Source organism: Clostridium chromiireducens (genome assembly GCF_002029255.1).
In the GTDB taxonomy this organism is placed as follows: Bacteria; Bacillota; Clostridia; order Clostridiales; family Clostridiaceae; genus Clostridium; species Clostridium chromiireducens.
Window position 1 is genome coordinate 51,262 of record NZ_MZGT01000020.1, and the last position, 25,426, is coordinate 76,687.

The 25,426-nt window shown below is 30.5% G+C and carries 20 protein-coding genes; 9 read left to right on the forward strand and 11 right to left on the reverse strand.

Annotation, left to right across the window (positions count from 1 at the left end; genetic code table 11):
* Positions 1-27: 27 nt before the first annotated feature.
* From argB to argF, 3 genes are all read left to right on the forward strand, one after another.
* Positions 28-882: an acetylglutamate kinase gene (gene argB, locus CLCHR_RS08985; RefSeq protein WP_079439371.1), complete on the forward strand. Its 855-nt coding sequence runs from the start codon at positions 28-30 to the stop codon at positions 880-882.
* A 158-nt stretch (positions 883-1,040) separates the two neighbouring features.
* The gene (locus CLCHR_RS08990) at positions 1,041-2,225 is read left to right on the forward strand and encodes an aspartate aminotransferase family protein (RefSeq protein ID WP_079439372.1); all 1,185 of its coding nucleotides are present in this window, start codon (positions 1,041-1,043) and stop codon (positions 2,223-2,225) included.
* A 113-nt stretch (positions 2,226-2,338) separates the two neighbouring features.
* A complete protein-coding gene (gene argF / locus CLCHR_RS08995; protein ID WP_079439373.1) occupies positions 2,339-3,259 on the forward strand; it encodes an ornithine carbamoyltransferase in 921 nt (306 codons plus the stop codon).
* Positions 3,260-3,785: 526 nt separating this feature from the next.
* Here the strand turns inward: argF and lepB are convergent.
* On the reverse strand, positions 3,786-4,409 hold the full coding sequence (gene lepB, locus CLCHR_RS09000; protein WP_079439374.1) for a signal peptidase I: 624 nt from the start codon (positions 4,407-4,409) through the stop codon (positions 3,786-3,788).
* 297 nt (positions 4,410-4,706) lie between these two features.
* Between lepB and CLCHR_RS09005 the strand changes: the two genes are divergently transcribed.
* Together CLCHR_RS09005 and CLCHR_RS09010 are read left to right on the forward strand one after the other, a co-directional pair.
* A complete protein-coding gene (locus tag CLCHR_RS09005; protein WP_079439375.1) occupies positions 4,707-5,786 on the forward strand; it encodes a GIY-YIG nuclease family protein in 1,080 nt (359 codons plus the stop codon).
* Positions 5,787-6,004: 218 nt separating this feature from the next.
* Positions 6,005-6,634 (forward strand): flavodoxin family protein, encoded by a 630-nt coding sequence (locus CLCHR_RS09010; protein ID WP_079439376.1) that lies wholly within the window; start codon positions 6,005-6,007, stop codon positions 6,632-6,634.
* A 248-nt stretch (positions 6,635-6,882) separates the two neighbouring features.
* Here the strand turns inward: CLCHR_RS09010 and CLCHR_RS09015 are convergent, their stop codons facing one another.
* Positions 6,883-8,361, reverse strand: a complete 1,479-nt coding sequence (locus CLCHR_RS09015; protein ID WP_079439377.1) for an amino acid permease — start codon at positions 8,359-8,361, stop codon at positions 6,883-6,885.
* A 269-nt stretch (positions 8,362-8,630) separates the two neighbouring features.
* On the opposite strand from CLCHR_RS09015, the gene CLCHR_RS09020 reads away from it, so the two are divergent.
* On the forward strand, positions 8,631-9,812 hold the full coding sequence (locus CLCHR_RS09020) for an AMP-binding protein (protein WP_079439378.1): 1,182 nt from the start codon (positions 8,631-8,633) through the stop codon (positions 9,810-9,812).
* A 199-nt stretch (positions 9,813-10,011) separates the two neighbouring features.
* Here CLCHR_RS09020 and CLCHR_RS09025 read toward each other — a convergent pair whose 3' ends face one another.
* On the reverse strand, positions 10,012-11,049 hold the full coding sequence (locus tag CLCHR_RS09025) for a nucleoid-associated protein (RefSeq protein ID WP_079439379.1): 1,038 nt from the start codon (positions 11,047-11,049) through the stop codon (positions 10,012-10,014).
* A gap of 512 nt (positions 11,050-11,561) precedes the next feature.
* On the reverse strand, positions 11,562-12,998 hold the full coding sequence (gene nagE, locus CLCHR_RS09030) for an N-acetylglucosamine-specific PTS transporter subunit IIBC (protein ID WP_079439380.1): 1,437 nt from the start codon (positions 12,996-12,998) through the stop codon (positions 11,562-11,564).
* Between the two features lie 416 nt (positions 12,999-13,414).
* Here nagE and CLCHR_RS09035 point away from each other — a divergent pair, with 416 nt between their 5' ends.
* Complete coding sequence (locus tag CLCHR_RS09035) at positions 13,415-13,903, forward strand: PTS sugar transporter subunit IIA (RefSeq protein ID WP_079439381.1); 489 nt, start codon at positions 13,415-13,417, stop codon at positions 13,901-13,903.
* Between the two features lie 123 nt (positions 13,904-14,026).
* Here CLCHR_RS09035 and glcT read toward each other — a convergent pair whose 3' ends face one another.
* From glcT to CLCHR_RS09070, 7 genes are all read right to left on the reverse strand, one after another.
* Positions 14,027-14,881, reverse strand: coding sequence for a glucose PTS transporter transcription antiterminator GlcT (glcT, locus tag CLCHR_RS09040; RefSeq protein ID WP_079439382.1), 855 nt, complete (start codon positions 14,879-14,881; stop codon positions 14,027-14,029).
* 451 nt (positions 14,882-15,332) lie between these two features.
* Positions 15,333-16,595, reverse strand: a complete 1,263-nt coding sequence (locus CLCHR_RS09045; RefSeq protein ID WP_079439383.1) for a PTS sugar transporter subunit IIC — start codon at positions 16,593-16,595, stop codon at positions 15,333-15,335.
* A gap of 2 nt (positions 16,596-16,597) precedes the next feature.
* Positions 16,598-17,710 carry a DUF871 domain-containing protein gene (locus CLCHR_RS09050; protein ID WP_079439384.1) on the reverse strand — a complete coding sequence of 371 codons (1,113 nt, stop codon included), beginning with the start codon at positions 17,708-17,710 and terminating at the stop codon, positions 16,598-16,600.
* A 6-nt stretch (positions 17,711-17,716) separates the two neighbouring features.
* A complete protein-coding gene (locus tag CLCHR_RS09055; RefSeq protein ID WP_079439385.1) occupies positions 17,717-18,619 on the reverse strand; it encodes an N-acetylglucosamine kinase in 903 nt (300 codons plus the stop codon).
* Between the two features lie 42 nt (positions 18,620-18,661).
* Complete coding sequence (locus CLCHR_RS09060) at positions 18,662-18,967, reverse strand: PTS sugar transporter subunit IIA (protein ID WP_079439386.1); 306 nt, start codon at positions 18,965-18,967, stop codon at positions 18,662-18,664.
* A 23-nt stretch (positions 18,968-18,990) separates the two neighbouring features.
* A complete protein-coding gene (locus CLCHR_RS09065; RefSeq protein WP_079439387.1) occupies positions 18,991-19,299 on the reverse strand; it encodes a PTS sugar transporter subunit IIB in 309 nt (102 codons plus the stop codon).
* Positions 19,300-19,492: 193 nt separating this feature from the next.
* Entirely contained in the window at positions 19,493-22,237 is a 2,745-nt protein-coding gene (locus CLCHR_RS09070) for a sigma-54-dependent transcriptional regulator (protein WP_079439388.1), read from the reverse strand.
* Between the two features lie 347 nt (positions 22,238-22,584).
* On the opposite strand from CLCHR_RS09070, the gene CLCHR_RS09075 reads away from it, so the two are divergent.
* Positions 22,585-23,145, forward strand: a complete 561-nt coding sequence (locus CLCHR_RS09075; RefSeq protein ID WP_079439389.1) for a class IV adenylate cyclase — start codon at positions 22,585-22,587, stop codon at positions 23,143-23,145.
* Between the two features lie 195 nt (positions 23,146-23,340).
* On the forward strand, positions 23,341-25,308 hold the full coding sequence (locus tag CLCHR_RS09080; protein ID WP_079439390.1) for a fructose-1,6-bisphosphatase: 1,968 nt from the start codon (positions 23,341-23,343) through the stop codon (positions 25,306-25,308).
* Positions 25,309-25,426: the final 118 nt, after the last annotated feature.

A 25,426-nucleotide genomic window follows, 5' to 3' on the forward strand; every position in this document is an offset into this window, starting at 1 on the left:
CATTCTAAATTGACTGGGGGTATTAACTTGAATCAGACAGAAAGAGCTGAGGTCTTAGTTCACGCACTACCTTATATTCAACGCTACCGTGGAAAAATAATAGTAGTGAAATACGGTGGAAATGCAATGATAAGTGATGAACTTAGAGAAACAGTAATAAACGATATTATATTAATGAAATGTGTTGGAATTGAACCAATCGTAGTGCACGGTGGCGGTCCTGATATTTCAGATTTATTAAATAGATTAAATCACAAAAGTGAATTTATTAATGGATTAAGATATACTGATGATATCACCATTGAAGTAGTTCAAATGGTTTTAGGCGGAAAAGTAAACAAAAATTTAGTTTCTTTAATAGAAAAATTTGGCGGAAAAGCTATTGGCTTATGTGGAATGGATGGCTCTCTTTTAAAAGCTAAAAAAATAGAATCAGAAAATGACTTAGGTTATGTAGGTGAAATAACTAAAGTTAACGCGGAAATATTAAAAACTACTATTAGTTCAGGATATATACCCGTTGTTGGAAGTGTAGCTTTAGGTGAAGATGATAATAAAGCATATAATATAAATGCTGATACTTGCGCAGCAAAAATTGCATCTGCATTAAAAGCTGAAAGATTGATACTACTTACTGATGTGCCAGGAGTTATGAAAGATCCAAAAGATATTTCTACTCTAATTAGTACGTTACGATTACATCAAATACCTAAATTATGCCTTGAAGGTATAATAAAAGGTGGAATGATTCCTAAAATTGATTGTTGTGTTGAAGCAATTAGAATGGGTGTTGAAAAAGCAACTATCCTTGATGGACGTGTACCTCATTCTATTCTTTTAGAGTTATTCTCTAATGAAGGGATCGGAACAATGATTTATTAATAATTAACAATTGACAATGTATATTGATGCTAATTCTTTGCATCCTGTGAACAATTAAGAATGAAACTCACGGTCCAAATTCCCAAAAAGAGTTTCTTTCTTAACTGCTCATTGTTAATTATAAATTGTCAACTGATTTTATATTGGGAGGTAATTTTATGTCATACGATTTTAATGAAGCAAAAGAACATGTTGTAAATAGTTATGGACGTTTAGATCTAATACTTACTCATGGTGAAGGTGTTTACCTTTACGATCAGGATGAAAATAAATATTTAGATTTTACTAGCGGTATTGGCGTTAGCAGCTTAGGATATGGACATGAAAAATGGGTTAAAGCTACTAGTACTCAATTAAACACTGTTGCTCATACTTCAAACATTTTCCATACTGAACCAAGTTTAAAATTAGCTAAAGAATTAACCGAAAAAGCTAACATGAGCAAAGTATTTTTTGCTAACTCTGGTGCTGAAGCTAATGAAGGTTCAATAAAACTCGCAAGAAAGTATAGTTATGAAAAATATGGGGCTGATAGAAATAAAATTCTTACATTAATAGATTCTTTTCATGGAAGAACTATTACAACTTTAAAAGCTACAGGACAAGAAAAGTTCCACAAATACTTCTTCCCTTTCACAGAAGGCTTTGATTATGTAAAAGCAAATGATTTAGAAGATTTTAAAGCAAAACTTACAAATGATGTTTGTGCCATAATGCTTGAAGCTATCCAAGGTGAAGGTGGAGTTATTCCACTTAATAAGGACTTTGTTCAAGAAGTAGTTAAAATATGTAATGAAAAAGATGTACTTGTTATCTTCGATGAAGTTCAATGCGGTATAGGTAGAACAGGTAAAATGTTCGGATATAATAATTTCGATGTAGAAGCTGATATAGTTTCTGTAGCTAAAGGCCTTGGTGCTGGACTTCCTATTGGTGGAATACTTTGTTCATCAAAAGTTGCAGATGTATTTCAGCCTGGTGATCATGGTTCAACTTTTGGAGCTAATCCAGTTTCATGCTCTGGTGCTTTAGTTGTTCTTGAAGAAATATGCAACGAAGAATATTTAGAAAAGATATCTAAAAGAGGTGCTTATGTAAAAGAGCTTGTAGATGAAGCTCAGAATCCTCAAGTTGTAGATGTACGTGGTATGGGATTAATGCTTGGAATAAAAGTTAAATGTGATCCAGGATTAGTTCAAAAGGAAGCCATAAAAAAGGGGTTATTAGTATTAACAGCTGGAAAAGATGTAGTAAGACTTCTCCCACCACTTGTTATAACTGAGAAAGAATTAAAGACTGGTATAGATATTATTCTTGAGATTTTATCTAATATTGTAGAATAGAGTTTATTAATGAACGACGAACATTTATAGAGTAACCTTTTAAGATTAAATATTTCTTTGGAAATTTCTCATTAATTGTTCGTTGTTTATTTTTATTGTTTGGAGGCATATGTATGAAAAAAGATTTATTAAAAATGGATGATCTTTCTAAAGAAGAAATTTTAGATATTTTGAACTTAGCGGATCAATTAAAATATGAACAAAAACATGGCATAGAACATCCTCATTTAAAAGGTAAAAGTTTAGGAATGATATTTGAAAAATCATCTACTAGAACTAGAGTTTCTTTTGAAACAGGTATGTATCAATTAGGTGGAAATTCACTTTTTTTAACTGATAGAGATTTACAAATTGGTCGTGGCGAACCAATCGAAGATACAGCAAGAGTTCTCTCTAGATTCATACAAGGAATAATGATTAGAACTTTCTCTCAAGACGAAGTTGAAAAATTAGCTAAATACGCATCAATTCCAATTATAAACGGATTAACAGATGAAGAACACCCATGCCAAGTATTAGCTGATTTAATGACAATAAGGGAGAACAAAAACATACTTGAAGGTTTGAAAGTTGCATTCATTGGTGATGGTCATAATATGGCAAACTCTTTGATGATTGGATGTCTAAAAGTTGGAATGAACTTCGCAATCGCATCTCCAAAAAACTACACAGCCTCTGAAAAATACTTAAGCAGAGCTAAGGAAATTGCAGAAAAAGAAGGAGTTCAATTTACAATAACTACTTCCCCGTCTGAAGCTGCTAAAAATGCTGATGTAGTGATTACTGATGTCTGGGCTAGTATGGGAAGAGAAGATGAATCTGCTGAAAGACTTAAAGCCTTTGAAGGCTTCCAAGTTAATAAGGAACTAATGGAAGTTGCTGATAAAAGTGCCATGGTACTTCACTGTCTTCCAGCCCATAGAGGTGAAGAAATATCAGCTGAAGTTTTAGAGGAACATGCGAATTCAATCTTTGATGAATCAGAAAATAGATTACATGCTCAAAAAGCTGTACTTGTTAAATTAATGAAATAACTTAGTTTATATCTATAACTTACCGAAATTATAAGTATTTTTGTTCCGAAAAGCTATGAAAATATTTATAATTTCTAGTAAAGATATAAACCTAAAGTTTTAGCATATTCGGAACAACTTCTAGCCGAGAATCATTACCATCAAAATTCCAATGAAACACTGCAAACAATATGTTACTTATTTCTAGTATAGAGATATAATCAAAAATATCTTTATCACATTCTGTATATAGATATCCAAACTATTAATTTGATCTATGCTTTGAAATACTTTCCAGACCAGAAAGAGAAGGTACTCTTTTTCGTAGTGTTGCATTGAAAAAATAGCTGTAGGTATTTCTTCAGTAAAAGTTGTTCCAGTCCTGCTTGTCATTAGCTTGCCTAAGGAACAAGCAGGACTGGTGCAACTTTTACTGATAGAAATCCACAGTTATCTTTTCTAGCAACCGAGAAACAGAGTACCTTCTCTTTCGGTTGGCTATATCATAAATCTAAGTTTTGTATTGGATATCTATGCACATTTATCGTTATTTAACTGTCCCCAAATCCTTAATTGGGTAAAATCTAAACTGAACTTTTCCTTCTATATCAGAACCATCTATATATGGCTTTTCCCAACGTCTTGAATCTATTGAATCTGGTCTATTATCTCCTAAGAAAAAGTATTCTCCCTTAGGTACTTCAAAAGTTCCATTGTATTTATCTTTATTTTTCAAATAATTCTCTTTAAGTTGTTCACCATTTCTAAATACAATACCATCTTTTATTTCTATTTTATCTCCCGGAAGTCCTATTAACCTCTTTACTAACCTTTCCTTATACTCATCTGAATAAAATACAATAATATCGCCTTCTTTTAGATTCTGCTTATCATACACTTTTGTTACAATCAACTTATCATCAATATTCAAAGTTGGTATCATTGACCCACTGGGGATATATACATTAAAATATATAAATTTATTTATTAGCAACGCAAGTGTAAGCGCAGAAACTGTTGGTAATACCCATTCCCTAAAAAAATTACTATTAGATGCTCTTACTCTTGCCTTTTTTCTAGAGTTATTATTTAATGATTTTCTTAACTCTAAAGTCCTATTAGTACTCCTTCTCACCGTTTCACCTCTACTATTCTCCTTAATTATTTTCATATATACCTTCTAAAAAACAGTATTATTTTATTGCTTGTCCCTTATAAGATCTATATAAGGTTAAGATTATCACAAGCTACATTTTCCAAAGGATAGTTTACTCCATATCAAATCCATTTATTTACAATTAATAATAATTATAGTATATTTTTACTTTTTGTCAAATTAGACATCTGCTTAGATCATATATTATTACATAATTTAATGGTAATAAAATTTATTATTAATTAGATATATACCATGATAAAATATAGTAACTAAATAATTTCTCTATATTAGTTTTTAGGAGTGTATAATATGAATTTAAAAGAGAAAGTAAAAGAACTTCCTTCTAGCCCTGGTGTATATCTAATGAAAGATTCTCTTAATAACATTATTTATGTTGGTAAGTCAAAAAACTTAAAGAATAGAGTTGGATCATATTTCATAAACTCGAAATCTCATTCTCCTAAAATTATAAAGTTAGTTCAAAATCTTAAGGATTTCGAGTATAGAACCACTGATACAGAATTTGAGGCTTTCTTACTTGAATGTGAATTAATAAAAGAAATTAAGCCTGCTTATAATAGGTTAATGAAAAATCCAAAATCTTACTCTTATATTAAAATAATTCTAAACGAAAATTTTCCGAGTATTGAAACCTCTCATGAATCTAGTAAAACTGATGGAAATATTTATTTTGGACCATATTCAAGAAGAAACCTCGTTGAAAGAGGAATTTATGGATTAAAAGAATATTTCAAAATACTTTGTAATAACAATTCAAAAAATTCATCCTCTTGCATCAATCATTCTTTAGGCTTATGTATAGGGATGTGTTTTAACCACTCAGCTTTAGAGGAATACTTAAATATATTAAATAAAATAGTTAAACTCCTCAGTGGAACAGATAACAGTATTCTTGACGAAATGGAATGCATTATGAAGAATTCATCAGAAAAATTTGATTTTGAAAATGCTGCTAAATATAGAGATTATATAAATGCAGTAAATTATCTAATTGATAGAATTAATGTTGTTAAATTTACTGAAAACAACGCAAATATTGCTTTGCTCGAATATTTAGATAATAATAGCTTTAAATTTTTTCTCATTAAAGGAAATAACATGCTTTTTAAAAAGAAGTATTTTATAAAGGATGCTGATTCAAAAGACTTGAAATCACTCTTAATAAACGAAGTTGTTCGTTGCTTTAATCATGAAAACATTAATTATCCTATCGATATTGGGAAAGAAGAGATTGATCAATCTCAGATAATATATACATATCTTAAAAGTAAAACTAATGACTGCAATTATGCTGTAATTTCAGATAAGTTGTTAAATTCACCAGGCAATATTGATAATGTAATAGCAAATTTATTATCCTTTCATTAAGATTATAAACCTGAGAAAATATGAATATTACAACATTCACAAATATTTTATATATTTCTCAAAAGTGACGAACACGCTTTATATGAGAAATACTAAGCTAACTCTCATTTAAGGATAGAATCATACATTAAGTTGAGTTCTATCTTTTTCTATTACATTATTGTATATTATTAATAATAAGTATTTATAAATATATAATTATAATGAGGTGTAAGAAAATGAAAGTATTATTAATTAATGGAAGTCCAAAAGCTAAAGGATGTACTTATACTGCTTTATGTGAAATAGCAAATGAATTAGAAAAAGAAAATATCGAAACAGAGATTTTCCAAATTGGAAATAAACCTATCAGTGGATGCATTGGCTGTGGCGGATGTCATAAAAGTGGCGCTGGCAAGTGTGTATATAGTGATGATATTGTAAATGTAGCTTTAGAAAAAGCTAAAGAGGTTGATGGTTTGATCTTTGGTTCCCCTGTACATTATGCAGCACCTTCAGGTTCAATCACTTCTTTCTTAGATAGACTCTTTTATGCTAGTGCAGGTTCTTTGGCATATAAACCTGGAGCTGCAATTGTGAGTTGTCGTCGTGGTGGTTCAACAGCTGCTTTTGATCAGCTAAACAAATATTTCACTATTTCAAACATGCCAGTTGTATCTTCTCAATATTGGAACATGGTTCACGGAAATACTCCTGAAGAAGTAAAACAGGATTTAGAAGGGATGCAAACAATGAGACTGCTTGGAAAAAATATGGCATGGCTTTTAAAATCTATACAAGCAGGTAAAAATTCTGGATTGTCATTGCCTTATAGAGAACCAAGGGTTGCTACTAACTTCATTAGATAGCAGTTATAATTAAGTTTGACTTAGTTTTATACATTAATTCCACTCATCATTATTTCGTAAATAATAGATGAGGCAAGCACTTAGTAATTTTAATTAAAATAAATATGATAAAGAGACCTGATATAATGTTTTTACTTTATATCAGGTCTCTTACTTATTTATAAATTAAAATTAGTCATTATACGCTCTCTACAATCAGCCTTTTTTAACAGATCCTATAAATAATACATTTAAACCTTCAATCCCCGTCAATTTTTGTTGCACTTGTTACATTGATTTTCACAAGATTTATCCTTTTCTTGTTTCGTACTCTCACTAGTCAACTCTTCTGAGAATTCTGTTGATAACCTAGATTTATATAATTTGGTATTCACATTTGTGTATCTATTCTTATTATTTTCTGAACTTCTAAAAAACCTCATTCCTAAATATATTAGTGAAAATAATGCTACCATTATCAACCCTACTATAAGACCTGGTGCCTGATCAGAGATAAGAGGCATACTAAAAATAACAACAATCATGCTTATCAGACCGATCCAAGATGTGTATGGATATCCACGCATCTGACATTTTCCGTTTGGAGGACATCCATTTTCTTTACGAAATCGTATATGTGTAGCCATAATTACTGCATAAGTAAAAAGTAATGCAAATCCACTGGAAGTAACTAAAAACAGATAAATTCTAGGAAATAATAATCCAAAACCTAGTCCTAGAAGCATAGACAAACCCGAAAATACTATAGCCTTATAAGGAATATCATTTTTATCTTTTAGCCATTTAGGCGCATCACCCTCATCTGCAAGAGATCTTAACATTCTTGCAATACCAAACATAGATGCAAGAGATGCTGAAAGTATAGCTGTAATTAGTACTAAGTTTATAATATTACCAACCCATGTAATTCCTATTCTATCAAGTGCCGCAACCATTGGACTTATATTTTCACTTAACTCAGATGTTGGAATTAATGGAAGTAATGCGAGAAGGGAAAGTATATATAAACCTACAAGTCCTATAACAGTATAGTTAATTGCTTTTGGAATTGTTTCTGTAGGATTATGTGCTTCTGAAGCTGCTAATCCAATTATCTCAAAACCTGCATAAGCAAATACTACTATAAGCATCCCTCCAGCAATACCACTTACTCCACGCGGCATAAAAGGCTCTCTAATTAATTCTCCAGCCCCTATAGCTGCTCTCCCTGGAATTATTCCGATAATTAATAAAAAGGATATGATTATAAATGAAACTATTGCCAGTAACTTTATAGCTGAAAGACCACTAGTCAACTTGCTTAATTTATCAGCTCCTAAAAGATTAAGTAAAGTTACACTTACTATAATTATAGTTCCACCTATAGCTATAGATATATTAGGAATCCATTCATTTAATAAAATTGATACAGCAGTGGCTTCACTAGACATTGAAAGAACCATTCCAACCCAATAAACCCATCCAACAACAAATCCAGCCCCTGGCCCAAAAGCTTGTGTTGCAAAAGTTCTAAAAGATCCAGAATGAGGATTTGCAACAGTCATTTCTGATAAAGCATAAAGTATAAAATATACCATTACTCCTGCCAATATGTACGATATTAAAATCGATGGTCCTGCCGCATTAATGGCTACAGCTGAACCAAGAAAAAATGACCCTCCTATTATGCTTCCCAGCGCCATCATTGCAATCTGCCATGCAGATAATCCTTTGTTTTTTTTCTTCATAATATTCTCCTCCGTACTGAAACATCTATAGAAAAAATTAAAAATATTAATATATTCTCTTAATGATGTCTTAAATAACTTCTTGAATATTATTCCTCAAAATTCAAAATACATTCTTCAATATTTCATAAATTAAATAAATCAATTTTACATGCAGTGTATCTCCACATCTAATATTTTATATTGTCTCATTTATTGACCTTTTTATCCATATTATACTATAATTTACTGTATATACTTTTATATTCTATTTGGAGGTTACATTTTATATGAAAAATGAAGATTTTATAAAAATAGCATTAAACTCAAAATTCTATCAAAATAAATTTTATGGATTAAATTTAAATGATTGGAGTGGTATTCCAATTACTACTAAAGAAGAACTTCGGAAATGTGATGCTTACGATTTAATAGGAACAGATTTTAAGAAGATAGCTACTTATCATGAAACAAGTGGAACTACAGGCACTCCTACTTCAAGCTGGTACAGTTTCAAAGATTCTGATCAAGAAGCAAAAGTTATTATTAATTCTCATATTAATCTTTCATCTAACGACTTATTGTTAAATAGATTTCCATTCGCAATAGCATTGCCACCATTTATTCTTTTTTGGGCGTGTCAAAAAGTTAATGCAGGACATATTGCCGTAGATAAAGCTTCTTCTATTACTCCCATTGCCAGAGTTATTGAGATAATTCAACGATCTAATCCTTCTATTATCGCTCTCCCACCTGCTGAAGCTGAAATTCTTGCAGAATCAGCATTTCGAAAAGGTATTACATTACCAACTCCAAACTTAAGAGCTTTGATTATAGCTGGAGATTTATCTACTTCCACTAGACGAAAATATTTAGAGAAACTTTGGGGCGTTCAAGTTTTTGATCTCTTTGGATCTACAGAAACTGGAGGTTTATTTATGACCTGCAAAAATGGACAACACCATATAAATCATCCTAACTTGAAAGTAGAAGTTGTAGACTCCAATTTTAAACCACTAGGTCATAACCTAAAAGGTCATTGCATACTTTCTTCTGCAAGAGAGGGAATGCCTTTACTAAAATATTTTAATCACGATATAGTTGAGATTAAGGACAATTTTAATTGTGATTGCGGAGATAATTCACCTATTCTTATTCATTATGGCAGGGATGATAATGTACTAAATATTAAAGGCATGGAATTTACTCTTGCAGATATACAAGATATAGTTTACTCTATGCCAATAGTCCCATTTATATGGAAAATTCATGTTTATGATGATAACTTAATTTTTGAATATCAATTGAGCCGAAAGCATTCATCATTAAATTTTGCTAAAGAAGATATCGATAAATATCTATATGATAAATTAAGGGTTCCTGTATACTCTAAGCCTTGTCAATTAATTACTGATGACGATTTAACTTCAAAACCAATTTTTTCAAAGTTTGGCCATATAGTCAAACACTAAAGTTACACATTTCAATTATAATTACATAATAAAAAGTTATTGTATTTTTTAACCTCTTAGCCTTACTTAGAAAGTTTTAAAAATACAATAACTCTTGAATTAATACTCATTATAGAGATAATTTCAAAATAAACATTGCTCAGAAAATATAAGTATACTTTCATTTTAATAATTTAACTTTATAATCTAATAGATTATACTACTTTTCTATATAATTAATTACATTCTTTACTATTAGGTTTATTGTTCCATCGCCATTTCTTTGGATCTCAAATTTACTTAAATCATGGTAAGTATCTTCATTAATATATAGATCAATCTGCTTATCGATATTAAGTCTAACTCTTTTTAATTTTTTCTCTACCCAAGTTTTATCAACTGCTACCTCTTCATCTAATCCTTGCTGCTTTATATAATTAGAAAAGTCTTCCTTTACATGTGGCTGTTCCGTGAATAGTTCTGCTGAGAAATTATCGATATTTATAGTATCTTCCTTTTTTAACTTGGTCTTAATAGCAGTTCTAATTTCTTCTGCTTTTTCTGCATTTTCCGTGATATTCTTTCTAGTCCAGTTTTCAGCTGCTTTCACGAATGTTCTTGTCATATCTCTCTCATTTGTAATTATACTTGCTCCCAAGAAAGTATTTATAAAATAATTGGCTCCATATTCATCTTCTTTGCTACTTTTTTGTTTATCTAAAATCATTAGATTATATTTTTCATCTTCTATAATAGGTTTTATAAAAGCGGCCTTTTGTATTTTTTGACCACTACCTGGAAGACCAGCTATCTGAGGTACTATGCCTATTCCAATTTTGTCATCTTTAAATTGTACTTCATGGGTAAAGTTTTTAACATAATCCATCTTAAGTATAGCTATCATAGGGCCTTGATCCGTAGTTATTGATGCTATGATTAGATCTCCAGATGGAATATTCACATTGCTCTTCATTATAATAAACAGTTGTCTTGCTAGTTCCTTAGATAAGTTCACTAAATTATTATCTACTCCGTTCAAATAATCTTGCGCAATTTCCTTAACTATATTTCTTTCTAAATTAAATCTTCCATACTTTAGCTCTTCATCTTTTAAACATTTTTCTAGATGCTTATATAAAAAAGCGTAGATATCTTCATCTAATTCCAAACTATATTCATTTAAAATAGGTTCTTCTCCATTACTATCTAATATATGAATAACTGCCTCGTTTATATTAATATCATTTATATACTCCATATGTTTTCACCATCCACTTATATTTGTACATTAGATATTATAAACTTTAATGAAATCAAAAAAAAGACTTTAAACTTAGAAACTAGAATTGTAATTTAATCAACCGAAAGGGAAGGTATTCTTTTGCTCGGTTGCTTGAGAAGATAGCTGCGAATTTCTAGCAGTAAAAGTTGCACCCATTCATGCTTGCTCCTGAGCTAAAACTCAGGACAAGCGTGAACGGAACAACTTTTAATTAAGAAATATCTGCAGCTGTCTTCTCAATGCAACACTCCGCAAAAGAATACCTTCCCTTTCTAGTGTCTAAATATACATTCTAGTTTAGTATGCTTGCCTATAAATATATTTAATACTTAATATGAGGTTTATACAAAAAAGCACTCTATTGCTCAGTTTTTAGAGAATATCTCTGTAACTCAATACTTTGCAATGGAGTGCCCTTTTTCTTGTTAGGTTTAATGAGTATAAAATTTAAATTGTTGTATATAAATTGGAATTGTGAGGCTTAGTTTCTATTTGCATAATTTTTTGAATTCATCTGCTACAAATTGTACTTGTGTTCCTACAACAACTTGTAAGCTTGTTTTTCCAGGTCTTATTACTCCTGATACACCTGCAGATTTAATAACTTTTTCATCTACAACTGCTTGGTCTTTAATTTCTAAACGTAATCTAGTTACACAGTTATCAATTGAAACTACGTTTCCTTTTCCTCCAACACCTTTTAAGATGATAGCTGCTACTTGTGTATAATCATTATTTGCTAGTTTTACATTGATTTCTTCACTATCTTCATCTTCTCTACCTGGAGTCTTTAAGTTGAATTTAGTTATTGCAAAACGGAATACTACATAATAGATTACACCAAATGCCAATCCTATTGGAATTATCATAAGTGGATTTTCAGCCATTGGCGCTTTAAAACTTAAGAACCAGTCTACAAAACCTGCACTAAAGTTAAATCCAGATCTCACTGGTAGTAATGTACATACAACCGCTGAAATTCCTGTTAATCCAGCGTGGATTAAGTATAAGCTAGGAGCTAAGAACATGAATGCAAATTCTAATGGTTCTGTAACACCTGTGAAGAAAGAAGATATTGCTGCTGCTAATAATAGACCATAAACTGCTTTCTTTCTCTTATCTTTAGCTGTATGATACATAGCTAATGCACCTGCTGGTAATCCAAACATCATTACTGGGAAGAATCCAGTCATGTACATACCTGTAGTTCCAAGTGTTCCTTTACCTGACCAGAAGTTACCAAGATCATTGATTCCAGCTACATCAAACCAGAATACTGAGTTAAGTGCGTGGTGAAGTCCAAATGGTATTAATAATCTATTAAAGAATGCATAAATACCTGAACCGATAGCACCTGTAGATACAATTGATTCACCAAAAGCTACTAAAGCTCCATAAACAACAGGCCATATAAAGAATAATATAAGTGCTGCGAAAATTGATGCTGCTGCTGTTACTATTGCAACACATCTTTTACCACTAAAGAAGCCTAATGCATCTGGTAATTTAGTACCTTTAAATCTGTTATAACATGCTGCTCCGATTAAACCTGATAAAATACCGATAAATTGTGTTTGAATATGACCAAAAGCGGCTGGAACTTCTTTAACATCAATGCCTTTAAACATTGCGACAGCTCCTGGTGCTAATAAAGTTGTAATCATAAGCCATGAAACAAGTCCAGCAAGTCCAGATGTTCCATCATTATCATCTGACATACCAACACCAACACCAATTGCGAATAAAATTGGCATATTATCAATTAGTGCACCACCTGCCTTTAATAGGAACGCTGAAACTACATTGTTAGCTCCCCAGCCAGTAGGGTCAATCCAATAACCTATCCCCATTAAAATACTTGCAACAGGTAGACAAGCTACTGGGAGCATTAAAGATTTCCCTAGTTTTTGTAGATACTTCATCATAATAAAGTTCTCCCTCCATATTATTAATTTATTTTAAGGATATTTTAATCCTTAAATACACTATAAGTTTATTAAGAAAACATATAATTAATCATTGTTTTTAGCAAATAAAAAAGCTGAAAAGGATAAATTAATAATTATCCTTTTCAGCTAATGCCCAAATCTAATCGGTTACACGCCAAACAACGTATCTTATACCATCATATTATTCTACTTTTATCCTTTAGTCAATACCTATTTAAATTTTTTTATTATTGACACCAATAATTTAAAATAATATAATTAACTCATAAATGTGTAACTGTTAAATCAGGCATGAGTTTACGTCGTACGGAAAACTTATGCTTTTTTCTGTTGTAAATATAAATATTAGAATGAAAGGATGTGACCATTCCTGACTGCTCAGGAATATAAATATGTTTAATTTTTTTAAAAAGAATTTAATCACGGAAATAAAACTTCTTGCCCCTATAACTGGTAAAACAATAGATTTATCTGAGGTACCCGACAAAGTATTTGCCGAAAAATTAGCTGGTGATGGAATTGCTATAGATCCAGTTGGTGATATTGTAGTTGCACCTGCTGATGGAGAATTAACACTAGTATTTAATACAAAACATGCTTTTGCAATAACTTTGAGCAATGGAGTTGAATTATTGGTTCATATAGGAATTGATACAGTTTCTTTAGATGGCGAGGGATTTGAGCAGCTAATTGAAGCTGGAACTAAAGTTAAAGCTGGAACACCGATAATAAAAATAGATAGAGAATTTATTCTAAATAAAGGTTTTTCACTAGTTACTCCTGTTTTGATTACTAATATGGATTTAGTAAAAGGATTAAATACTGCTGTTGGTAAAAATGTTACAGCAGGACAGGATGAAGTAATTAACTTTACTATATAAACAACAAGAGCTGTCACAAGAAAGAATATTTTAATGCAATGTATTAATTTTCAATTTAGTCCCTTAATTAATATACCGTATCAATTTCTTTTATGCGACAGCTCTCATATTTATTAAAAAACTTTAACTTTCTAAAGTGGCCCTTCTAAATCTTTCTATATGCATTGCTAAGTAAGCTATTTCATCGTCGACAACGTCTTTTTCTAACTTTTCAACCAATATTTTTGATACACCTTTAGCTATCTTATAAGATATTTTATATTTAGATTTTATTTCTTTAATAAAATCATTCTTTATAGATATGTTTGTTGATATTCTTTTTATAGCAAATTTCAGATGTGTTAAAAATCTAGCATAATCTAGTGATGTTTTGTCAATTTTTATTGACATCTTTTCCTCTATATACTCAATTATTGAGTTTATCATATATGTGTTCTTTATAGAGTTAGATATTACTCCTGAGTTCCTAGCCGAATGAATATGCAAAGCAATAAAGCCGATTTCACCTAATGGTATATTTATATTTATCTCATCTTGCAGTTTTTTTGCAACTCTTTCTGCTAATGAATATTCTGTTGAATATAAAGCTTTAATCTCAATAAGAAATGGATTTTCTATTTCTTCACTATCAGCGATTCTCTTGACAGCAAAATTCAAGTGATCTACTAGTGCAACGTGGATCCTCTCATCTAATTTTTCTTGTAATTCATCTGCAATAAAAGATATCATCCTTTCACATAATTCAAAAAACTCTTCATCAACATTTTCAATAACTTGCTTAAAATTTCTTAAGTTATCTTCATTTTCGATAAGGAATACCTTTTCAACTTCGGTGCCTTTTTCAATCTTATCTCCAGTTTTTTTTCCAAATCCAATACCTTTTGCAAAAAGTATTCTTTCTTGTCCGTTCATTTCCACAGAGACTATATTGTTATTATAAGACTTTATTACGACTGCCGAATCCATGGTTATACTCATATTATCACCCTTTTACTTTCAATTAAAATCATATCTTATAGAGAAAGTCATACTCGTTATTCATGAGTCACTTTATCTTATTTATAGTACATCAATATATTTTATTTATATTATCCGAATTTATTATACTAATTTTAACTTAATATATTATTTATTGTAAAGCCCAGATTTAAGAATAAATTAAATTATAAGCCATTTAAAATTTATAGATATCCAATACGTAACTAAAACTTAAGCTACAATCAACCGAAAATAGACACATTGTTGTTTCGCAGGCCATGAAAATTCCTACTTCACAAAAATGCATCTAATTTCCGTAATTGTATTCATTTCGAAGAATATGTGAAACTTACAATAGAATAACTATCCACACTTGTTAACTTTGATTGTATCACTTTAATAGAAATAAGTAACATATTGTTTGCAGTTTCAGTTTGTTTATCTATATTTATTAGTCATTTGATATTTGCTTACCTGCTATAGCTACAAATGGAAGATATATTATTACACTTACAATTAAACATATAAGAGCTGTAACTCCACCCATAATTGAATTTGTAGATATAATTGCACCTAAGATTGGTGGTGTAGTCCACGCTGCAAGTATTGATACTTTTGGTACGAATCCTATAACAGTTAATGTATATGCTATTAATAATGACGCTATTGGAGCTAGTATAAATGGAATAAAATAAATTGGATTTAAAACTATTGGCATACCGAATATTATTGGTTCATTTATATTGAAACATCCTGGGGCTATTCCTAAGCTCGCAATTACCTTTTGCTGAGCACCTGATTTTTTACCTAAAATAAATATTGCAATCAATAAAGCAATTGTGGTTCCTGCTCCTCCCATGTTTACATATGAATCTAAAAATTGACTGTTTAATATATATTCAGGTGCTAGCCCATTTTTTACTGCATCTGTATTAGCTAGAAGCAATGGTAGTAATAATGCATTTATAACTGGTGCAAGTATATTTGAACCATGTAAACCAAAGAACCATAATAATTGTACTAAAAAAACTATTACAAGTACTCCACCTAAACTTCCTGCAATACCTTGTAGTGGTTTTTGTAATGTAAAGAATAAAGCTTGATGTATATCAGGTACACTCATAAACATAAATAATTCCTTAATTCCTGCTGCTAATGCTAGAACTATAATCGATGGTAATAAAGCTGCGAAAGATTTTGAAACTGCTGGTGGTACTCCATTAGGCATTTTTATTACAAGTCTAGGATTACCTATTAATTTCACAAAAATTTCGGTAGCTATCAACGCTACTATTAATGAAATAAATAGACCTTGCGCGCCTAAAAATGTCATTGGTAATGCTCCATCCTGAGTTGTTGAATATAATATAATTGATGCTGCAACTGATACTATTCCTGCTGCTAATCCATCCTTATTATAAGACCTCGCTAAATGATATGATATGGTGAAAACAACCAATACTGACATAATTGCAAATGATCCAGTCCAAATAGCTCCTCCCCAGTTTTTCCAAGAGGCTGGGAGCAGCCAATTCATAAAATTTTGATACCACTCAAAACCCAAATTGTTAAATAAAACTGCAAAAGCTCCTGCCATAATAATAGGCATAATTGTAGCAAATCCATCACGAATTGCTACTAAGTGTCTTTGTGATCCAATCCTCGATGCGATTGGTACAAAATGTTCTTCCATCCATTCAAAAAACTTATTCATTATTAAATTTTCCCCCTTTTATTAGAAATATTTAAATTAAAACCAAAGCTCATCCATGGCTCTATATAGTCGAGTAAAAACATTTCTTCATCGACTATCTTGCCTACTACATTTGTTTTGCCAGTGTTCTTCATATCTTTCAGAGCAACTTGAAGCTCACCTGCATACCTAGTATACAAATCCGAATCTATTAATATATCACCTCTTTTAATATCTGGAGTATTAACTGCTGGGAAGCTTTCACCTTTATACTTAACCCTACTTTGAGTTGATCTTAGCATATATTCTGAAACATCTCCCCTATTGTAGTGGAACTCTTCCAGAATAATTTTCTTATCTAATTTAGATGAACTTTCAGCCAATTCCATCTTAAAGGTTATCTTTTCTTTATTTAATTCACTTAATAATCTAAGCTCATCCTCAGACGCAAATTGATTTGCTATTATTACATCATCAATTAATCCTGTTATTAATAAATGCTTAGCTTGTACATCTATAGGCAGATTTCTATGCATTTCTAGGGTGCATAAACCTTCTGAAACGGGCCAAGGACCATACTCTGCTCTTTGTGAATTTATAAAGGCTGCAGTATTTAATCCCAGTTCTCTAAATTGTTTTGAACATTTAATAAAATGTTCAAGTGAAAGACCTGTATATATGTGAGGATAGAAATTATGGCATCCATACAAATTATTAATATTGGCTTTATAAGACAAAATATTATTAATGTACTTAGTTCCATTACTCATGTTTAGTTCTACTTTTAGTCCATATTCATTAAAACTCATAATAGCTTCTTCTTGCCCGCTAAAACCAATATCAAGCCTTATTCCATCGAGTCCAATTTCTTTAAATATCTTTAGGTGATATATTGATGCATTTAGTTTCTTAAATACTGTAGGGTCCAAATCTGCTATAACTTCCATATTTTCTTCTTTTGCTGCTTCCGTAACTTTTTTAAAGTCATTTACTATATCATCTAAATCTCTATCTCCAACTGAAATCAAGCATGTAAATATTCTTCTAAATCCATATCTTCCAGCTAGATGTATATATTCAATTATTTCTTCTATGTTATTCTCATTTGGATAAACTGAAATCCCTAATCTTTTCATATCCTTCTACACCTCACTTTCATCCTTAATCTTATTCATATAGTAAGCTCCTATTGTCGGTGAAATTTCCTCATCTACGAACTCTTCGACAACTATTTTTTCTTTGATATAATCTTCAAAGGCCTTTCTAACTACTTTTGCCTTTTTAATAACGCCTCCAACTAGCGCAATAGAACAGCTTTTAAAGCCTAATTTTTTATACACATTGCTGACTGTCTTCGCCAGTTCTATTCCCTCATTAGTTAGTATTTCATATGCTATCTCATTCCCTGACTCACCTAGCCTTGCAACTATTTCTGCTAATGATGCAATTTTATCTTTAGTAGATGAGTATACAAATCTTGTTATTTCATCAACTGAACTAATCTGCAATTCATTCATAATTTCTCTACTTAATTCAGATGGAGACAAATCATTTTCTTCTTCAAATATCATTCTCTTTATAGCGTCTATCGCAATTTTATATCCGCTGCCTTCATCTCCTAACAGGTTTCCCCATCCCCCGCATCTTGCAGTTAAATTATTATTAACTCCAAATGCTACCGAACCAGTACCCGCTATAACTAATATTCCATCTTTCCCTTTGAGCATAGCCTTAAGGGCTATTTCAGAATCATGCATAACTACACTTTCAATTCCTAACCTATCTTTTATATTTTCTCTTATTATTGCTGCATTATTTCCAACTTCTGATCCTGAGATGCCTAGATATACGCCACAAAGCTCATGATTTTCTAATTCATCTATTATTTCTTTTATAGCAGTTATTATATTTTCTAAAGCCTTTTCCTTATTATTTAATAAGTTAGCAAAGCCTTTTATTGATGTCCTTATAGCTTTTCCATCTGAATCATAAGCTGTAGCTTCCGTTTTTGTTCCTCCACCATCAACACCTATAATGTATTTCATCTCATAACCACCTTCTTATCAAAATTGAGAAATACATAAACTCTATCTTTTACGTAATTCTTCATGTATCTCTATAATTTCAGATGCGAGATATTTTAATGTCATACTTGTCATTAAATGATCTTGTGCATGCACCATAAGCAATGAAATCTCCGTTTTTTCTCCAGATGCTTCTTTTTGAATTAAGCTTGTTTGAACATTATGTGCCTCAGAAAGCTCAGTCGAAGCTTTTTCTATTAGTTCTTTGGCTTCATCAATCTCTCCCTTTTTCGCACATTGAATTGCTTCCATAGAATAACTTCTAACTTCCCCACTATGCACTATAAGATTCATTATTATTTCTTCCATTATGTTTTGCTCCTTTTAACTACTTATTTTTTTATTAACTCCAAAGCTCTTTCTAAAACTTTTTCCCCATTCATTGTTCCATAGTGAACTGTATTTATAACTTCTACTTCTATGTTTTTATCCACTAGACTCTTTTTGAACTTTGTAAGTAAAAATCTAACTTGTGGCCCTAATAATAAAACATCAGCATTATCTATATAATCTTTCACTTCTGATTCTCCAACAGCCTGTATATTACACTCTATTCCTTTTTCATCTGCTGCCTTCTGCATTTTTGAAACTAGTAAGCTTGTAGACATTCCAGCCGAGCAAACTAATAATATATTTTTCATGAAAAACCTCCTCTACCATCTCATCTATTTTTATTTTCTTTACACAAATATATTAAGCAATTGTCATGCCAACACTTTTCCATCACATAAAGAAATTTAAATGGCTCTATTTCTATAACATAGTTCTGTTTAATTGTGCAAATTTATAAAAAAAGTGTGCAATTCATTCTGCACACTTTTTTATCATTACACACTAAACTATATTTTCTTTAACCATTCTAACTATATATGCTACCTCATCATCTCCTACTTTTATATCATAAGCTTCTTCAAAAGCTTTCAATGCCTTTTTTATTTCTGCAAATTCTTTACTATTCTCTTCCTTGTACCCCTTCAAATTTTTAAATAGAATTTCTTTTCCTCCATTTTTCAGCCTATCTACAAGAAAACTCATATGAATTAACATTCCTACTTGAGCATCATGTTGAACTTTAATTTCTAAACTTTCTTGAATTTTTTCTATTACCCCTCTAATGCAAGATACTAATTTTATGCAATTCAAATTCTTTATCTCATTTATTAGTGCTTTCTGTACTTTTAGAAAATCATATTCACAATTAATTAACTGATCTAAATAACCTATTCCTTGCTCCACAAATATATCTTGTGCTGATATAAACGGTACTTCTTCTATAAAAATATTCATTGTTCCTACAACCGCTAATATTATATATCTTTCCTTTAATTTACTTACTTTAGCTAAAAAATCTTCCTTATCTAGGATATCTAATGGTACGATCTTCACCTTTTCAATATTTTTTAAATTAAAACTTAATCTTTCTTTTATCCTTTCTGCTGCACCTTCTCCTGTAAAGCATGTGGTAATTATAATAAGATCCTTATCCTCCTTATAATCTTCTTTAGCCATCTGTATAGATGCTCTTCCTATATCTCTGCATGAGCTATATATTGAATCTAAATTTCTTCCATTTAATGCTTTACTTCCTGCTTCAATAACAGTTAATGTTGTTATCATATCAATAGTTTTAATTTTAATTCCTAATTCATTGCTAATAATATTTCCAAAATTAATTAATGAGCCCATATCTACTAATAACAATATGCCTTTTTCATTGCTCATTTCTTTAACTTTTTCTTTAGCTTTATCTAGCATACTCTCTGCCTTCATTGTCAAAGGCATATCCAGTGCTTGTACATATTCTTCCCCTATAAGAGAATTAGCTACTTCAGCCATGCTACTAGCCGTACTAATTCCATGCATCATTACTAATATGCCGACTTTTTCTTCTAACTGCTCATTATTATCATCATCACATGCCGATAAAAACATAGTTATATAACCTATTTCATCTAAGGGAACATCTAAATTAAATTCCTTTTCAACTAGCTTAACTATCTCCATCGCCACACTAAATTCTTCTCTGTACTGAACTCTTATAACACTAAGCTTCGGATGATATATTTTTTTCCCTAAAGAGATTCTTTCGATACTTCCCTGTAAGTGTAGAGATAATCCAAAGAAAACTTTTTGTTCAAATTCTCTATGTAGTTTTTCAGATGCTATTGCTAACATATTTTCAACAACAGTTGCAACTTTTAAATCAACAACTTTAGCAATCTCATCCTTTTTAAAACTTTTTGATATTGTACTAATATATTTTCTAAAATATTTTTCTAAATCAATATTTAAAATATCGTTAATTCTTGATTGATCAATTCCTTTATTTTTTAGATCCTCCATCTTACTTTCTACAAGGGAATAAAAACTTTTGCTTTCAGATGTTTCTTCTTGATTTACCTCGAATTCAAGCTTTTTTAATAGTTTATCCTCATTAGAAAATCTTAAAATATCCGTCATGTTTTTAGCTATATTATCTATCTCTTTTCTATATTCACGAATTTTCATTAATCCCTTTTGAACTCTAGGCTGTAAATCGGCCTGATCAACTAGAATATAATTCTCCTTGTTTACTTTATAATTTAGAAATGCTTTTGCACAAGAAAGCTGAATATCGCTTTTTAATTGACCTATGTTATTAGGACAATCATATAATAGAAATGATATTACTGCATTTTTGCTTATATATATGCTCTGTCCGAGTCTCAATGATTCTGCTATTATAAATTCATTTAAAAGATAGTATCGTTCCTCTAACTTCCTTTCACGTAAAGGTGGTAGAACGATTGTCATTGGAATTCTTCTTGTGAAGGTTTTTAATAAAAATGATTGAGGTTGTTCTGTAGTTGCAGCTATAATTTGTACTTCAGCTTTAATTTTCTTTTCCGTATCTCCTAGCTGTCTAAAATATCCTTTATCTATAAAAGTGAATAACATTTCTTGTCCTTGTGGAGATAATCTATGTATTTCATCTAAGAAAAAGATCCCACCATCAGCTTTCTTTAATAATCCTTCTTTCTCACTATCTGCTCCTGTAAAAGCTCCCTTTTTTACTCCAAATATCTGTGCTACAACCAATTGTGGATTATCTGCATAATCAGCGCAATTAAATCTAACAAAAGGCGCATTCTGATATATCATATTTGACTCTTTTGCAAAACGATACATCGCCTCAGCAAACAATGATTTTCCCACACCAGTTTCTCCTAGTATAAGAGTATGAAGCCCTCTTGGAGGGTATAATATTGCTGCTTTAGCCTGTTGTATTGGTAACTTTAATGATTGTTCCGAACCTACCAGAACCTCTAAGCTATCATTATTATTTCTTATACCATCTTGTTTATCTTTATTTAAACTTTTCTCTTGCTTTTCATCTTTAATACTGCTAAATGCAACTGGTCTTCCTTCTTTCCTAGTTACTCTATTTTCTTTATATAGCTTATTCAAATATCTGCTTATATTAGTGCGATCTAATCCCATAAATGAACCTAATTCAGCTGCTGTTATACCTCTTTTATTTTTTATTTCTAATTCAATTAGACATTTTATAACCTCATCTTCCCTTGTTGACCCTTCCATAAAATTTTCCCCCAATCATAAAATGATCTTTATTCAAATTCATTAAAAGCATAAACATAAGACACTAATATAATGTTTCTACTGACATTTATACAGACTATCAACTGGACATTACCAATTTTGTTTTTATTATATATTAATACTACCAATTTCTGCAAGTATATTTATTTTATTTAAATTTTTCCTTATTTCTCACTTCATTATGTAATTAATCTAGCGTAATCCTGATCTGCTATATTATAATATTATATGAATTTGTATATAGTATTAATGAATTTTATATGTAGACAACTCAAATAAAGTTCATTGTAATATAAATCATAATTTATAAGAAGGAGATAATCATTATGCAAGAACTAGAAACTAGAATTGTTGATATTGATGTTGAAAATACAAGAAAAACTTTACTATCAAATGGTGCTCAAAAAGTTAAAGTTGAGGATCAAATAAACGACATATATGATTTTGAAGACGGAAGACTTTTAGCAAAGAAAGGTTATGCACGTATAAGGACTGTAAATGATATGCTGAATAATAAGGTTGTTTATTTCATGACTACAAAAAAAATGTTGTCTCAAGAAAGATTTAAAGTTATGGAAGAAAATGAAGTTATAATTGACAATAAACAAATGGGAGAAGGTATATTTAAATCACTCGGACTAATACTTAAAGAGTCCAATAAAAAATATAGAGAAAGCTATAAATTGCATGATTGTTTAATTGAAATAGATATTAATGATAAAATTTTTTGTCCTTTCCCTTATTTAGAGATTGAAACTGATTCTGAAGAAAAATTAGAAAACATAGTAAAGTTACTTGGTTATACTTTAGAAGATACTACTTCTCAAACTATTTATGATATTTTATCTGAAAGAGGATTACTAAATAATACTCCTAAAGGAATATAGCATACTAGATATCTGATATTTAGTCTAGTTTATAGCCTACAGTTTATAATTACATTAATTGTAAATTCTTCATTGTTTTATAGTATTCTTAATAAATATAATGTAGAATATATATAGAGATAGGATATACTTTTAAAGATTAAAAATGTTTAGTTTATTAAATCTAAACATTTTTATTTATAAAAGGAGGACCTCATGGAGAATTATGATGAGAGCATAAAATATTTGAAATTATTAGCTAAGCAATACCCTACTATAGCAGCCGCCTCTACTGAAATAATAAATTTAGAGGCAATCTTAAACTTACCTAAAGGTACTGAGCATTTTTTAGCTGACCTTCACGGCGAATACGAACCTTTCGTCCATGTATTAAAAAATGGTTCTGGTGCTGTAAAAATAAAGATTCAAGATGTTTTTGGGAACTCTTTGATGGATTGCGAGAAAAAAAGTCTGGCTACATTAGTATACTACCCTGAACAAAAACTAGAAATTGTTCAAAAGGAAGAGAAAGATATAAACGATTGGTATAGGATTAATTTGTATAGGCTAATTGAATTATGCAGACATGTATCTTCAAAATATACAAGATCTAAAGTGAGAAAAGCTCTTCCTAAAGATTTTAGTTATATTATTGAGGAATTACTACACGAAGAATCCGAAAATCATGACAAACAAGGTTATTATGATGGAATTATAAATACTATCATAGAGATTGAAAGAGCACCCGAGTTTATAGTGGCCTTATCAAATTTAATTCAAAGATTGGTAATAGATAGATTGCACATAATTGGAGATATCTATGATAGAGGTCCAAGACCTGATATCATAATTGATACGCTTATTGATTATCACTCAGTGGATATACAATGGGGTAATCATGATATTCTATGGATGGGAGCTGCCGCGGGAAATGCTACATGTATAGCAAATGTTTTGAGAATTGCAGCTAGATATTCAAATTTAGATGTTATTGAAGATATTTATGGAATAAATTTATTACCTCTTGCAACCTTTGCCCTTAAACATTACAAGGATGATAATTGTAATGCTTTTATCCCTAAGAATAATGATGAAGCAAGCGTCTATGGAACTTCTGAAATAGAGCTAATTTCAAAAATGCATAAAGCAATAACTATTATTCAGTTTAAACTTGAGTATGAAATAATAAAAAGAAGACCTGAATTCAATATGAATCATAGATTACTCCTTGACAAAATTAACTATAGCGATGAAACTATAACCTTAAATAATGTTACTTATGAACTCAATGATATAAATTTCCCTACAATTAACACTAATAAACCTTTTGAGCTTACCTGCGACGAAAGAAAATTAATGGATAAGCTGAAAAGTTCATTTGTAAATAGCGATAAGCTGCAAAAGCATGTTTTGTTCCTATTTAATAAAGGACGAATCTATCTAACTTATAACTCTAATCTTTTATTTCATGGATGCATTCCTTTAAATAAAGATAAGACCTTTAAAAGTATGATAATAAATGGTGAAGAATATAGAGGAAAAAGGCTTCTCGATAAATTCGACTCTTTAGCTAGAGAGGGATATTTTAATAATAGAGGCAGTGAAGAAAAGTTATATGGTATGGACATAATGTGGTACTTATGGACTGGCGCCTGCTCCTCTTTATTTGGAAAAGAAGACATGACTACATTTGAAAGATATTTTATTAAAGATAAAAGCACTCATAAGGAAAAGAAAAATCCTTATTACGACTTTAGAGACTCTGAGGAAATGTGTAATTTGATTTTTAAAGAATTTGGTTTAGAGCCAACTGAATCGAAGATAATAAATGGACATGTACCAGTAAAAAATAAGTTTGGTGAAAATCCAATAAAATGCAATGGAAAATTAATTGTAATTGATGGCGGCTTTGCAAAAGCTTATAGAAGTCAAACAGGCTTAGCTGGCTATACTTTAACTTACAATTCCTATGGTTTGCAGCTTATATCTCACCAACCATTTAAATCACTTGAAGATGCATTCAGTAAAGAAACAGATATTTTATCCTCAAGGCAAATTGTTGAAAAGACAGATAGAAAAAAAGTTGGGGATACCGATATTGGTAAAGAACTTAAAAATCAAATTAAAGATTTAAAATTATTACTCAGAGCTTACAGAAAAGGCTTAATAAACGAGGAACAATAAATACGGTATGGTGAAGAACTTAAAGTAATGCGATGAACAACCGAAAGAGAATACATATATGTTCCGCAGGGCTGTGAAAAATTTCGCTGAGCATATCTAAATAAAAAGTTGCACCACT

What these genes read in the sequence shown, in the direction of transcription:
- CLCHR_RS08990 (WP_079439372.1), top strand. Translation starts at nt 1,041, where the DNA reads ATGTCATACGATTTTAATGAAGCAAAAGAACATGTTGTAAATAGTTAT.
- argF (WP_079439373.1), top strand. Translation starts at nt 2,339, where the DNA reads ATGAAAAAAGATTTATTAAAAATGGATGATCTTTCTAAAGAAGAAATT.
- lepB (WP_079439374.1), bottom strand. Translation starts at nt 4,409, where the DNA reads ATGAAAATAATTAAGGAGAATAGTAGAGGTGAAACGGTGAGAAGGAGT.
- CLCHR_RS09005 (WP_079439375.1), top strand. Translation starts at nt 4,707, where the DNA reads ATGAATTTAAAAGAGAAAGTAAAAGAACTTCCTTCTAGCCCTGGTGTA.
- CLCHR_RS09010 (WP_079439376.1), top strand. Translation starts at nt 6,005, where the DNA reads ATGAAAGTATTATTAATTAATGGAAGTCCAAAAGCTAAAGGATGTACT.
- CLCHR_RS09015 (WP_079439377.1), bottom strand. Translation starts at nt 8,361, where the DNA reads ATGAAGAAAAAAAACAAAGGATTATCTGCATGGCAGATTGCAATGATG.
- CLCHR_RS09020 (WP_079439378.1), top strand. Translation starts at nt 8,631, where the DNA reads ATGAAAAATGAAGATTTTATAAAAATAGCATTAAACTCAAAATTCTAT.
- CLCHR_RS09025 (WP_079439379.1), bottom strand. Translation starts at nt 11,049, where the DNA reads ATGGAGTATATAAATGATATTAATATAAACGAGGCAGTTATTCATATA.
- nagE (WP_079439380.1), bottom strand. Translation starts at nt 12,998, where the DNA reads ATGATGAAGTATCTACAAAAACTAGGGAAATCTTTAATGCTCCCAGTA.
- CLCHR_RS09035 (WP_079439381.1), top strand. Translation starts at nt 13,415, where the DNA reads ATGTTTAATTTTTTTAAAAAGAATTTAATCACGGAAATAAAACTTCTT.
- glcT (WP_079439382.1), bottom strand. Translation starts at nt 14,881, where the DNA reads ATGAGTATAACCATGGATTCGGCAGTCGTAATAAAGTCTTATAATAAC.
- CLCHR_RS09045 (WP_079439383.1), bottom strand. Translation starts at nt 16,595, where the DNA reads ATGAATAAGTTTTTTGAATGGATGGAAGAACATTTTGTACCAATCGCA.
- CLCHR_RS09050 (WP_079439384.1), bottom strand. Translation starts at nt 17,710, where the DNA reads ATGAAAAGATTAGGGATTTCAGTTTATCCAAATGAGAATAACATAGAA.
- CLCHR_RS09055 (WP_079439385.1), bottom strand. Translation starts at nt 18,619, where the DNA reads ATGAAATACATTATAGGTGTTGATGGTGGAGGAACAAAAACGGAAGCT.
- CLCHR_RS09060 (WP_079439386.1), bottom strand. Translation starts at nt 18,967, where the DNA reads ATGGAAGAAATAATAATGAATCTTATAGTGCATAGTGGGGAAGTTAGA.
- CLCHR_RS09065 (WP_079439387.1), bottom strand. Translation starts at nt 19,299, where the DNA reads ATGAAAAATATATTATTAGTTTGCTCGGCTGGAATGTCTACAAGCTTA.
- CLCHR_RS09070 (WP_079439388.1), bottom strand. Translation starts at nt 22,237, where the DNA reads ATGGAAGGGTCAACAAGGGAAGATGAGGTTATAAAATGTCTAATTGAA.
- CLCHR_RS09075 (WP_079439389.1), top strand. Translation starts at nt 22,585, where the DNA reads ATGCAAGAACTAGAAACTAGAATTGTTGATATTGATGTTGAAAATACA.
- CLCHR_RS09080 (WP_079439390.1), top strand. Translation starts at nt 23,341, where the DNA reads ATGGAGAATTATGATGAGAGCATAAAATATTTGAAATTATTAGCTAAG.